Raw genomic sequence first — 12,481 nt, 5'->3', positions numbered from 1 at the left:
AAGAGGCCGAGGCTAAGAAATTCGATGAATATCGGCGAAGCTGCCGCAGCGAGCGGCGTTAATGCAAAAATGATCCGGCATTATGAAAGCATCGGCTTGATCGCGCCGGTTGAGCGAAGTGAAAGCGGTTATCGACTCTACGGCCAATCCGACCTGCATGTTTTGAGCTTCATCAAGCGCGCGCGGAAGCTCGGCTTTTCGATCAAAGACATCCAGCGGCTTTTGGCCCTTTGGCAAGAGCAGCGGCCGAGCGCCGACGTCAAAAGACTGGCTCTCGCGCACGTTTCAGAGCTGGATGCACGCATCGCAGAGCTCCAGGGGATGAGAAATACGCTGCGTCACCTCGCAAATAAGTGCAATGGCGACGCCCGTCCGACCTGTCCCATTCTCGAAGATCTGGCCGGCTGATATCGGATATAAGAGGCAAGTCTGCATCGCCGCCTCGTTCGCGATTTTGGACCGATGGCCTTATTGCGAAAGATAATTTCAGGCGATCACATCATCGAATTCAGGATTTCGCTCAATAAAGGCCGAGACGAACTCGCATCTCGGCACGATCTTCAGTCCGCGTTGTCTTGCCTCGTCGAGCACCAAACGGATCAGGAGCTTGCCAATACCCCGGCCCTCCAACGCTTTCGGCACTTCCGTGTGAAGCAGTGCAAGCCGGTCGCCTTCCATCGCATACGTCACAAAGGCGACCTCGTTGTCCACGACGAGTTCGAAGCGATGACGACTTGCATTGTCCGTGACCCTGTCCACGAATGACTCCATTGAAAAGTACGTCTGCCGTGTCGCGTCGCGACTCGTTCTCAATTCACCAGGGCACTTTTCGGATTGAGATTTTGGATATGGCCGCTCTCCGTGCCAGCAGTCGGATCGATAACGCAATCGATGAGCGCCGGCCGTCCCGCAGCGAGCGCGTCGATCAGAGCATTTGTGAGCCCTGCCGTATCCGTCACGTGATATCCGGTGCCACCAAAAGCCTCGATCAGCTTGTCATAGCGCGCGTTGGCGATAAAACCCGTCGGTGAAGGAAGGCTTCCGGCTTTGTCGCCGTGATAGATGCCTCCGTTGTTGAGAACCAAAATCACCACCGGCAGATGGTAACGGCAAATGGTCTCTATTTCCATCCCGCTGAACCCGAAGGCGCTGTCACCCTCGATAGCGATGACCGGTTTGCCGGTTTCGACTGCTGCGGCAATCGCATATCCCATGCCGATACCCATGACCCCCCAAGTTCCGCTGTCGAGGCGTTTGCGGGGCTCATACATGTCGATGATGTTGCGGGCGAAATCGAGCGTATTGGCGCCCTCGTTCACGATATTTATCTCGGGCTTGTTCACGAGCACATCGCGGACTGCGCGTAACGCGCTCGAAAAGTTCATCGGATTTGGCTCGGCTTTGAGCCGGGCGGCCATACGTTCGATATTTTTCTGCTTGTGCTGCTCGATCGCCTTAAGCCAATCGGCCCCGGCGTGAATCTTCCCCGACTTGAGGGTCGCAGCGAGCAAGGCCGAAATCGAAGATTGAATGTCGCCGACAACCGGCGCAGCAATAGGCTGGTTGCTGTCGATTTCGGTCGGCGCGATGTCCAGCTGAATGAATTGCGTACTCTCGGGCCAAAGCGGACTTTTCCCGTGGGAAAGAAGCCAGTTCAGGCGCGCCCCGATCAGCATCACGACATCGGCCTCGCCGATGGCAAAGGACCGCGCGGCTGCGACGGATTGCGGATGACTGTCCGGCAGGAGTCCCTTGGCCATTGACATCGGCAAAAACGGGATGCCCGTGGCCTCGATAAAGGAACGGATATCCTTATCGGCCTGGGCGTAGGCCGCGCCCTTTCCGAGAACGATGAGCGGACGCTTGGCGCTCGCCAGAAGTGAGAGTGCGCGCGCCACCGCCTCGGGAGAGGGAATTTGACTGGGTGCAGCGTCGACAACTTTCACCAACGACTTGTTTGCTGCCGTCACGTCGAGCGTTGCGCTGAGGACCGCCGCGGTCAGATCGAGATAAACACCGCCGGGGCGGCCTGACAAAGCAGCGTGGATGGCGCGCGCAATTCCGATACCAATATCCTGCGGGCGGTTGACCCGGAACGCTGCCTTGGCGAAGGGCTTGGCGGCATTCATCTGATCCAGTTCCTCGTAATCGCCTTGCGACAGATCGACGATTGCGCGATCGCTGGAGCCACTGATCAGGATCATCGGGAAGCAATTGGTTGTGGCATTTGCCAGCGCGACCAATCCGTTCAGGAATCCCGGCGCCGAGACCGTGAGGCAAATTCCCGGCTTCTTGGTGAGATAGCCTGCGATTGCGGCGGCGTTGCCGGCGCTTTGTTCGTGCCGAAATCCGAAATATCGCAGCCCTTCGGCCTGCGCCAACCGCGCGAGGTCGGTGATGGGGATGCCTGCGACACCGTAGATCGTGTCAATTCCGTTCAGTTTAAGAGCGTCTATGACGAGATGGAATCCGTCGGTGAGTTCAGCCTGCGGCGTTGTGCCTGTCATGTCTTTCATCCTTGTCAAATAATGGGCGCCCGCGACGGGAAGCGAAGGAGCGCCCTAGCTCTTTGAACGGCGCAGGGTGCGTGACAACGCATCATGCTGTCGTGGCAACGACCTTCTTGTCGTGGAACGTCTTGATCTGCGCCGGCGTGTAGCCGAATTGTGCGAGGATCTCGTCGCTATGCTCGCCGAGCAAAGGTGCGCTGGTGATCTCGGGTGTGAAGTCGCTGAACTTGATCGGATTGATCGTCAGGAAGGTGCCGCGCTTGGGCTGCTTGACCTCGACGATCGTCCCGGTCTCGCGCATATCCGGCGCCTCGGCGATTTCTTTCATCGAGAGCACTGGCGCGCAGGGAATGCGATACTTGCTGAGATATTCGATGGCTTCATATTTTGTTTTGTTGGCCAGAAATTTTTCGATCTCTGCGAAAATATCGAAAATATGCGACTGACGCGCCTTGGCCGTCGTGTAGTTCGGGTCGTTGGCCCATTCGGGCTTGCCGATCGCTTCAGCGGTCGCAGCCCAATTCTGTTCCTGGATCGTGAAATAGATATAGGCGTTGGGATCGGTCTCCCAGCCTTTGCACTTCAGTATCCAGCCAGGCTGACCGCCGCCGCCCGCATTGCCGCCGCGAGGCACGACGTCGGTGAACTTGCCATTCGGGTATTGCGGATATTCCTCGAGATAGCCGACGCGCTCCAGGCGCTGCTGGTCACGCAGCTTGACGCGGCAGAGATTGAGCACCGCATCCTGCATGGAAACGCTGACCTTCTGGCCGCGCCCGGTCTTTTCCCTGCCGAACAGCGCGGTCAGAATCCCGATCAGCAAATGATAGCCCGAATTGCTGTCGCCAAGCGCCGCGGCGCTGATCAGCGGACCGTTGTTGTTGCCGGATGCCTGCCCCGATACGGCCGGTTCCCCATTCCAATAGCCGGTCGTCGAGGCTGCGCCACCGGCGCATTGCGCGACGTTTTCATAGACGCTGAGATTGGCGAAGGGTGAATTATCGTGAAATCCCTTGATCGAACCCCAGATCAACCGTGGATTGATCTCGTGAAGACGCTCCCATCCAAAGCCCATCCGGTCCATGGCCCCGGGACGGAAATTCTCGACGATAACATCGGCCCAGGCTAACAGTTTCTCGAAGACCTCCTTGCCTTCCGGAGTTTTTGTATCCAATGCGATCGAGCGTTTGTTGCTGTTATGCATGGTAAAATAGAGCGCATCGACATCGGGGATGTCGCGAAGTTGGTGGCGCGTGATATCGCCGCCTTCGGTGCGCTCGACTTTAATGACATCCGCGCCGTACCAAGCCAAAAACTGGGCGCAAACAGGACCCGCCTGCACGCCGGCAAAATCGATGACCTTGATGCCTTCAAGTGGTTTGCTCATTTTCGTGACTCCTTCAATTCTTAATGGTGATTCTGGAAGCATCAGCGTGCGTTCGCCGCTGCCTTTTCCGATTTCGTTATTGCCGTTGCATGGTGCCGCGCCGCTGCGGGGCGCAGAACGGTGAGGACGAGGATGACGGCGACTATGTTGATCCCGGTCGTCAGAAAGAGAACGTCGTTCCAGTTTCCAGTTATGGAAGCCGCGAGGCCTCCGAGCGGAACCAAGAAGGCTGCAGCGCCTTTTGCGGTGTAGAGAAGCGCGGAATTTGTGGTGGCATATTTCTGCCCGAACAGATCCGTGCACATCGCCGGGAACAGGCTGAAAATCTCACCCCAGCAGAAGAACACCATGCCGACGAAGACGATGAGTCCCCACGGATATTTACCGGTGACACTGAGGAGGAAGTAGGCCACGGCGCCGAGGGCGAACGCGATCGCCATGGTTTCCGAGAGACCGATCTTGTCGGACACCCATCCAAACAGCGGACGTGCGATGCCGTTCATCACATTAGCGAAGATGAGCGCAATGGAGAGCGTCGTCGCTCCCATGAACACTATCACATCGGAAACATGATAGGAATCAGCGATGGGCGCCAGATAGGCGGTGACGATCAAGCCGCCCGCACACATCAGCACGTCCAAGACATAGAGGACCCAGAACACGCGGCTCGTCAGAACTTCGTGTGGCGAATAGCTATATGTCGTCTGCTGCGCCTTCGCGGAAACTTGCGCCGCGACTTCACCGCGATTTGGATTTCGAATGAACTGCGAGACGATCAGAACAACGGCACCCTGGAGCAGTCCGGCCCAGAAGAACGCCGATGCGTAGCCGCTGGTCTTGATCGCCATTTGAATAGGGATGATCGTCATCGCGGCGCCAGCACCGAAGCCGCCCGCGACAAGACCGACCGCCAGGCCGCGATGATCGGTGAACCATTTCACTGCCGTGCCGACTGCTGTGCAATACACGGCACCCGCGCCTAGGCCGGAAAGAGCGCCACCGAGATACAGGATCGGCAATGACGTGGCGTAGGAATTGACGATCCAGCCAAGCGCGACCAAGAGACCGCCCGCACCCATGACGACGCGCGGACCAAGATGCGGACCCAACCGGTCAGCGAGCCATCCGTTAAACGGCGTCGCCCAGGTCTCCAGCGCGACAAAAATCGTAAACGCCAACTGGATGTTGGAAACGGACCACCCATGCGCCTTATGCAAAGGTGATACGAAGACCGACCATCCATATTGGAAATTGGCGATCATGATCATGCAAACGACGCAGAGCGCGAGGTACCACCACCGCTCGCTCCGCGCGCGTACCAAACCAACCTGTGGGGCCGCGGCCATAGCCATTGGAAACACTCCTTCGAATTGAGTTGCGTATCTTGGAAGATTTAGCCGGGCGCTTACGTCACGCCGGCCGGAACCGGCACAGCAAACTCGCGACGCAGCGCGTCGCCGTGCTGATCGAGTGTCGGAGCGCCTTCGCGCACGTGTGGGTCGGGATATCCGGATATTTTTATGGGGTTGCCCGTCATCCGGACTCCGCCCGCTTCAATCAGCATGTTGCGCGCTTGAGTCTGAGGGTGTTCAGCGCTTTCCGAGATATTCAGAATTGGCGAGACCGGAACGCCTGCGGCATGGATGACCTTCAGCCAATACGCCGCTGGTTGCTTTTTAAGAGCTGTTTCGAGTTCGGATTTGAGAGCGGTATTGTTCTCCATGCGACCTTCGTTGGAGACAAACCGGCTATCGCGCGAAAGCTCGGGGCGGCCGATCGCGTCGCAAAGTTCTGCAAAGAGACGATCGTTTCCCGCCGCGATGACTAAATCATTGTCCGCCGATGCGAAGACATCAAAGGGCGCCATGAAGGGATGACGGTTGCCAATTCGCCCCAGAGGCTTGCCCGTCGCGACATATTCCATGAAGCCGTGTTCGAGAAACGCCTGCGTCGAATCGAACATCGCGACATCGATATGGGTGCCCTTCCCGCTTTTCTCGCGGGCAAAAAGCGCGCTTGCGATCCCGCCAAACATGAAGAGACCGGCGCAGAGGTCGGAGAGCGATGTCCCCACGCGCGTCGGCGGGCCGTCCGGAAATCCGGTGACGCTCATCAGGCCGCTCATGGCCTGAACGATGGTGTCATACGCCGGATAATTGGCGAAGGGACCCGTCTGTCCGAAGCCGGAAGACGACGCGTAGATCAATCGCGGATTGATCTTGGCAAGTTCCTCATAGGACAGCCCCAGGCGTTGCATTGTGCCTGGCCGAAAATTTTCAGCGAGCACGTCCGCCTGACTGAGCATATTAAGAAGGATGGCCTTATCGGACTCGTCCTTCAGATTGAGAACGATGCTTTCTTTGCCGCGATTGACGAAACTGAAATAGAGGGATTGGCCTTTGTAGAATGGGCCATATGTACGTGTATCGTCGCCGTGGCCAGGCGGCTCGATCTTGATAACGCGCGCACCAAGATCGGCTAAAATCGTCGTGCCGAACGGTCCATTCAGAACGTGCGTTAGATCGATAACCAGCAGGCCGGAAAGCGGGCCTGCACTTTGCTCGTTCTTCGATAACGACATTGCATCTGCTTCTTTTATCAACGGCGTGTTACTGCCGTTCATTTCGATGAAGCAGAGTTAGAAGGCCGTCGACGGCGCGCCCTTGATTTGCGTCAAGATCCCTGGTGGCAAATTAATCGCTGCGACGCTGGAGAGTCGGTACGGATGCAGAGCGCAAGACGCTGGGCAACTACCGCGAGTATGTATGTTGTTTTCACGACAACGTGAATGACGCTGGCTCTTTTAGCGATCGGCGACAGTACATCGCGTGTTCACGCGAGTGTGAAATACAAAACGTTCTATATTTCGATGTAAAAGAGTTTCCGCTGGTGGGCTGCGCTCGCGACTCGAAGACCGGAGCGACAATTCGACCTCTAGGCTAGCCTGCTTTGGTGTTGCCGCGTGAATTGCGTAAGGAGGAGTGGAAGGCAATGCGCGAAGATACGGCGCCGCGAAGGGGGCGAACAGATTTTATAGTGAAATTGACTCTCGGGCTGGTGTCGTCAGTTCGATTAACGAGATTCTTGGCCGCAGAGTCTTCAGGAGCATGCTCAAATTCCTGATCGATTGATGTGACGGGATTCCTGAGAATGTTCGCCCGCGACATTTGCCAAGAAGTGTGACGCGTATATCAAGGACTTCGCCGCCAAGGGCACGATTCTTGTTGTTTCGCACGATCTCGGAACGCTCGAAGAAACAGAATCCGAGGTCGGTGAATGCTCGCCTCGTGAGACGGTGCGCGGCGCCTCCCGGATTCTCTTCTACGAACAAGCACGGCGGGGCGTGCACTTCCAATTAGCGGCCCGGCAGCTCAAGCGCCGAGACATCTCAGGCTGCTTGGTAGTCCTCCAGCGCATAGGCGTTCAAAAACTGCCGCTCCCACAGGAACGCCCGGTCCACCGCGCTCATGTCTGCCTCCTCGCAGACCACGTCCCACCCGTCGCGGATTTCGGTGATCTGGCCGTCGATAATGCCGCGCGCCTTGGCGTCGCTGAGCAGGAACCGCGCCGCCGCGTTGCGGCATGTCTCCAGCCGGCTGCGCCGATCGTCCCCGTCGATCGACATCGCCTGGTTGGCCTCTCTTCCTGTGCGCGCCTGCGGGCAGATGTCGTAGGCCGGCGTCAGGGCCAGCCATTCGCCATCCCAAAAGGCCGCATGGTTGCGCGCATGGTCGTCGTTGTTGCCGACCAGCACATTGAACACCATGCGCGCGAACAGCTCGTGCAGAGCAGCCTGGGGATTTGAGAATCGGGCGCGGACAAGGTCAGCCAGCTCGCCATAACTGGCCCATCGCGCCTGCATCTCGTCCAGCCCGAACAAGGTCAGGGCCGAAACGACAGCCCGGCGCGTCCAGCCGCCCTTAACCCGCGCGCGATCGAACCGCTTTACCAGAAGCACGTCCTTGCCGGCAGCCTGCACCAACTGGACCGCCGCCACGTTCAGACCAACCCGGGCGGCCAGTCGCATGGCTACGAACTCGGCCTTGACCACGGCATAGGTGTCGTTGGTCGCCGAGAACTTGGCGATGAACTTGTCTTGGCCATCCTCGATCAAGGCCTTCGGCCGCGCCCCGCCGATCGAGCTGCCGTGAAACAGCGCGCGATCCAACCCGGCCGGTATCGGCTCACCCCGCTCGACGCGGCCCGCCGCCTCTAGCAACTCCTCGAGCGTGGCGCTGGCCTGCTCTCGCGGCGTGTAGGTCTCGGCCGAGGCCTGGAAATCCAGCGCGCCCGACCGGTCCGATCCCGAGTTCAGCAGGAAGGTCAGCTCGTCGAAATCGACGTCGCGCGCGGCGTCGCCCTTGAGGCCGGTCAGGCGGTTGATGATCACCCGCCGTCCCCAGGCGTCGGGAGCGCCGTCGCGCAGGCACCCGGCCATGGCCAGGGGCGGCGCTGGCGCGATCGCGCCTCGCCGCAGCGGCAGCTCGGGAAGATAGATCGCCATCGCATCCTGGCGCGCCAGATAAGACTGGCCATAGTTGAAGCTGTAGAACTCGCCGTCCCTGGCTATTCGTCCCGCTACGACGGGCTCCGCCGCATCCGGCAGCCAGATCCAGACGAACGCTTCCCGAGGCGGCGCCAGCCGATCAGAACTCATCGTTCACCGTCCCTTTGGGCCGCCGGATCGAGCGCGGCAGAAGCGCCAGCTTGTCCTCCAGTCGTTCGATCTGCGGCGCGAGGCTCGAGGCCTCCGGTACGAACAGGCTAACGCCTGCTAAGGTGGCGGCTTCGAACACCAAGCCGATTTCGACCCGTGGATCGCCCTTCTCGATCAGTTGGAGCGTGCTGCGGGCGACGCCGGCTCGCTCCGCGAGCTCCATCTCGGTCATGCCGCGCTGCTTGCGCGCCAGACGCACCTGGGCGCCTAGCAACGTCAGGGCATCCTTTGTCAGTCGTGAATACGGACGAGGCGACACGGCTATCTCACTTTGACTGCTATGGCGGTCAAGAAGGCCTTTCGTGACCGCTAAGACGGTCATAAGACAAGCAGCATGAAAGATCAAGAGATGACCGCGACCGCGGTCACGACGACGGCCTCATGGCCGTTATAGCGGTCATTCCTAAGTTACCGGAGCCAGGCGGGAAAAGCATCCGCGAGCCGGCGCTCATTTCTTCGCCCGGGACCACAACGGCTTGGCGGCCCAGGCCGTCGCCCAGTCGTCGCTGAAGCTGGGCTATATCGCCAGTTTAGCTATGACCTCCGCAATGACGACGATTTCCAGACAGGACTTATTCGACAAGGTTTGGTCCAGCCCCGTGACGCGAGTTGCTGCCGAGTTCGGGGTCAGCGACAACGCGGTCCGCAAGATGTGCCGCCGCCACGGCATCCCTGTCCCGAGCCGTGGGTACTGGGCGCAGGTCGCGGCGGGCCAGGACCTTCCCCCAGACCCAAGCTCGCGCCCGCCAGCCGGGCAAGACTGGAAACCGTCAGGTTCGTCGGCGCTGGCCAACCCTCGCCGGAGGTGAAGGCTGTGGCTGAGCGCCTGAAGGACAAGGCTAGGGAAGTTGGGAGCTCTCCCGATCAGGGGGCTGCAGGGAAGGAGGCGGTCCCGCAATCACACGCCGCTGCGGACGACCAGCAGGTCCATCCCCTCGTGGTTCGCACGCGTGACAAGCTCGCTGGCGCCAAGGCAGGTGAAATGGCCCGGACTTCCGGGAAAGGCCTGTTCGCGGTCGTCGCTTCGGCGGAGCAGGCGGACCGTGTCGCCCGGATCCTGACGCTGCTACTTCGCGCCTTGGAGGCGCGGGGCTGGTCGGCGAAGGGCGATGACAAAGGCCTCTTCCTCGCGCCCGACGACGAGCCGATCAGGTTCGAGATCACCGAGCAGTCCGCTCGGACGCCGCACAAGCGCACCGACGCTGAAACGGCGGCGCTGAAACGGTATGAGGAGGGGCGAGAGCGCGCCTATCGCCGAGGCTCCTGGTCTGTAACGCCCGATCCGCCTTCGATCCCCGAATGGGATTACGAACCCACCGGCCAGCTCGTGCTCACCCTCGACGGCGGCTATCGCCACAGCGGAATGCGGCGGAAGTTCTCCGACGGCAAGACGCAGCGCCTGGAGGGGATGGTGGATCGCCTGATGGAGGCGCTCGCGCTTTACGCGGCCGGCGAGAAGGTTTGGCGGGAGCGCCAGGAAAAGGAGCGCCTGGAAAGGGCCGAAGCCGAGAAGCGGCGGAAGGAAGCGGATCGCCGGCAGCGCCTGGCTAGCAAGCGCCTGGAATTCCTGGAACTGCAGTTGCAGCGTTTCCGGCGGGCCTCGGAGGTGGAGGCCTTCATCGCCCAGGCCGAGGCGGAAGGACCAGCGGAGGACGTCGTGGGGGACTTCATGGCCTGGGCGAAGCGCTACGCGGCCTCCCTGCGCGAGGACATCTCTCAGGAGACGCTTCGTCAGAAGTTGCAGGCGCTCGATCTCATGAACGACGAGGTCGAAATCGATGGCTGGCGAGCGGTGGATCACTCGCTTGACCCGGAGACTGAGCACAGGACACGCTATCTTGAAGCGAGGTACGACCGGGCGCGCCATGGTGGTATTGGCGTCGCTGACCATGGCGAGCTCCGCCGACCAGGATGCCGAAGAGGCGCGAGATGAATGACGATATCAAGGAGCCCAACCTGATCCGCATGAGCCCTGAAGGGTTCGCGGCGTTTCTGGCGACCTGTTCGGAGCCCGGCGCGCCTGTGCCTGAGATGGTGGAGGTGACCCGGCGGCCGGCGCCTTGGGAGCAGGGCCAGCATCCCTGCCGAGAGGAAGAACCTAGAGATTAGCGTTTGGCGCACCCGACAGGATTCGAACCTGTGACCTACGGCTTCGGAGGCCGTCACTCTATCCAGCTGAGCTACGGGTGCAATCACGGGATCGCCTTGGCGGCGTCGGCAAACTTTTAGCCGATCCGCTGCGCCGCCACAATGCACCCGGCGCAATCTCTTTCGGATCGCGTCGTTGCGCACCTGCGGCAGTCTCTCGGGCCGCCTCGCGGCTGCCCAGGAAAGCAATTCGCGGACGGTTTAGTGCAGGGTTTCGGCGCGCTCGATGCTTTTCAATTTGGCAATTTCGTCTTTGAGCTGAAGCTTGCGCCGCTTCAACTCCGCCAATCTGCTCTCATCCGCGGATGGGCGGTGCCATTCGCGGTCGATATCGCGGTCGAGGGCGTCGTGACGGCGTTCAAGCTCAGCGAGGTGACTTTCCAAAGACATGCCTTGCTCCTTCTGGGAGGTGCATCCACGAAGATAGTGTGACACAGGATTCGCGATGGGCAAGGGGGTCGCACGCCGCGCGACGTAAATTCGCAGTTGCTGATTTCCGTTGTCCGGCCAGACGCAACCACAGCGCTAAATCTTCGTTAATACCCGAGCCGCAGCTTGGACAGGGCGGCCGTCAAGCTTGTGTGAGGAAGCGAGGTTAGGCGGGACGCTATCTTGTCCGTCATTCTGTTGATGGTATTGAGGATTAACAGCGTATTGTGCGTTCCGACACATTCGGTTTTTCGCCGTTTTTCTACGTTCTTCTGCCTTGAAGGGGCTTTGGGTCGATCCATGCATCTGAAGATCAAACACGGCATCTCTGCGCTGGCGGCGCTGGCTGCTCTCACGCTTTTGAGTGCGCCGGCCGCGGCGCAATGGCGATATTACAACGGCTATCAGGCCAATCCGCCGCCGAATTACGCCTATCCGGCCTATCCGGGCGGCGGTCAGCCAGGGCAGAATTATGGCGAGCCGCAGACCCAGCCGCCGGATCAATCGATGACGCCGGATCAGCGCGCCTATGCCAGCCCGGTGGAGCGCGTGTCGCCGGACGCTGCGCCCTATAATCCGCCGCCGGACGACGATGCCGCAGCGGGGACCAAACATACCCGCGAGGAAGTCGATTATCCGAGCAGTGAGCAGCCGGGCACGATCATTGTCGATACCTCCTCGAAGCATCTCTATCTGATCGAGGGGAATGGCCGGGCTCTGCAATATGGCATCGGCGTCGGCCGCGAGGGTTTCGCCTGGAAGGGCGTTGCGCAGGTCCACAACAAGCAGGAATGGCCGAAGTGGTTTCCGCCTTCGGACATGCTGCAGCGTCGTCCCGACCTGCCGCAGGAGATGGACGGCGGCCTCGGCAATCCGCTCGGCGCCCGTGCCCTTTATCTTTGGGAGAACGGCAAAGACACGCTCTACCGCATCCACGGGACCAATGAGCCGGATTCAATCGGCCAGGCGGTTTCATCTGGCTGCATCCGCATGATGAACGGTGATGTGATGGACCTCTACAATCGTGTCCCGGTCGGCACGAAGGTCATCGTTCTCTAGAGCATGTTCCGAGAGAGTTGCACGACTTTTTCCGATCAGAACATGCTCCAACATTATGAACTGGCACGATTTCTGATCGATCAAACGATTCCGTCTGGTCGGAAAGCGCGCTAGGCGTCATCATTTTGTAACAAAACATGCGAGCCTTTCGCCCAAATGGGCGGAAGGCTTTTTCTTGGCGCCGCAGTGCCGCGCGTTCTTGACCTTCCGCGCCATCTCGCCTTTATGGCG

The 12,481-nt window shown here is 59.8% G+C and carries 12 protein-coding genes and 1 tRNA gene; 4 read left to right on the top strand and 9 right to left on the bottom strand.

The features are described from left to right. The first annotated feature begins 24 nt into the window (after positions 1–24). Positions 25–408 (top strand): Cu(I)-responsive transcriptional regulator, encoded by a 384-nt coding sequence (gene cueR / locus WDN02_RS08560; protein ID WP_337293090.1) that lies wholly within the window; start codon positions 25–27, stop codon positions 406–408. 78 nt (positions 409–486) lie between these two features. Here the strand turns inward: cueR and WDN02_RS08555 are convergent, their stop codons facing one another. From WDN02_RS08555 to WDN02_RS08525, 7 genes are all read right to left on the bottom strand, one after another. Next, positions 487–759 (bottom strand): GNAT family N-acetyltransferase, encoded by a 273-nt coding sequence (locus WDN02_RS08555; RefSeq protein ID WP_337293089.1) that lies wholly within the window; start codon positions 757–759, stop codon positions 487–489. 50 nt (positions 760–809) lie between these two features. Beyond that, complete coding sequence (oxc, locus tag WDN02_RS08550) at positions 810–2,507, bottom strand: oxalyl-CoA decarboxylase (RefSeq protein WP_337293088.1); 1,698 nt, start codon at positions 2,505–2,507, stop codon at positions 810–812. Positions 2,508–2,598: 91 nt separating this feature from the next. Further along, positions 2,599–3,897, bottom strand: coding sequence for a formyl-CoA transferase (gene frc / locus WDN02_RS08545; RefSeq protein ID WP_337293087.1), 1,299 nt, complete (start codon positions 3,895–3,897; stop codon positions 2,599–2,601). A gap of 41 nt (positions 3,898–3,938) precedes the next feature. Continuing rightward, positions 3,939–5,249, bottom strand: a complete 1,311-nt coding sequence (oxlT, locus tag WDN02_RS08540) for an oxalate/formate MFS antiporter (protein WP_337293086.1) — start codon at positions 5,247–5,249, stop codon at positions 3,939–3,941. Positions 5,250–5,302: 53 nt separating this feature from the next. Then, positions 5,303–6,478: a CoA:oxalate CoA-transferase gene (gene yfdE, locus WDN02_RS08535; protein WP_337293085.1), complete on the bottom strand. Its 1,176-nt coding sequence runs from the start codon at positions 6,476–6,478 to the stop codon at positions 5,303–5,305. Positions 6,479–7,285: 807 nt separating this feature from the next. After that, positions 7,286–8,554, bottom strand: a complete 1,269-nt coding sequence (locus WDN02_RS08530; RefSeq protein ID WP_337293084.1) for a type II toxin-antitoxin system HipA family toxin — start codon at positions 8,552–8,554, stop codon at positions 7,286–7,288. Further along, positions 8,544–8,873 (bottom strand): helix-turn-helix domain-containing protein, encoded by a 330-nt coding sequence (locus WDN02_RS08525; RefSeq protein WP_337293083.1) that lies wholly within the window; start codon positions 8,871–8,873, stop codon positions 8,544–8,546. Before WDN02_RS08525 ends, WDN02_RS08530 begins: the two co-directional genes overlap by 11 nt. A 555-nt stretch (positions 8,874–9,428) precedes the next feature. Here WDN02_RS08525 and WDN02_RS08520 point away from each other — a divergent pair. Together WDN02_RS08520 and WDN02_RS08515 are read left to right on the top strand one after the other, a co-directional pair. Next, positions 9,429–10,547, top strand: a complete 1,119-nt coding sequence (locus tag WDN02_RS08520) for a hypothetical protein (RefSeq protein ID WP_337293082.1) — start codon at positions 9,429–9,431, stop codon at positions 10,545–10,547. Next, entirely contained in the window at positions 10,544–10,723 is a 180-nt protein-coding gene (locus WDN02_RS08515; protein WP_337293081.1) for a hypothetical protein, read from the top strand. Before WDN02_RS08520 ends, WDN02_RS08515 begins: the two co-directional genes overlap by 4 nt. Positions 10,724–10,727: 4 nt before the next feature. On the opposite strand, the gene WDN02_RS08510 is transcribed toward WDN02_RS08515, so the two are convergent. After that, positions 10,728–10,804, bottom strand: a tRNA-Arg gene (locus tag WDN02_RS08510). A gap of 159 nt (positions 10,805–10,963) precedes the next feature. Next, positions 10,964–11,152: a DUF465 domain-containing protein gene (locus WDN02_RS08505; protein WP_337293080.1), complete on the bottom strand. Its 189-nt coding sequence runs from the start codon at positions 11,150–11,152 to the stop codon at positions 10,964–10,966. A 339-nt stretch (positions 11,153–11,491) separates the two neighbouring features. Between WDN02_RS08505 and WDN02_RS08500 the strand changes: the two genes are divergently transcribed. Then, positions 11,492–12,250: a L,D-transpeptidase gene (locus WDN02_RS08500; RefSeq protein WP_337293079.1), complete on the top strand. Its 759-nt coding sequence runs from the start codon at positions 11,492–11,494 to the stop codon at positions 12,248–12,250. Positions 12,251–12,481 lie beyond the last annotated feature (231 nt).

The organism is Methylovirgula sp. (assembly GCF_037200945.1).
GTDB lineage: Bacteria > Pseudomonadota > Alphaproteobacteria > Rhizobiales > Beijerinckiaceae > Methylovirgula.
This window is presented reverse-complemented; position numbering and strand designations above follow the sequence as displayed.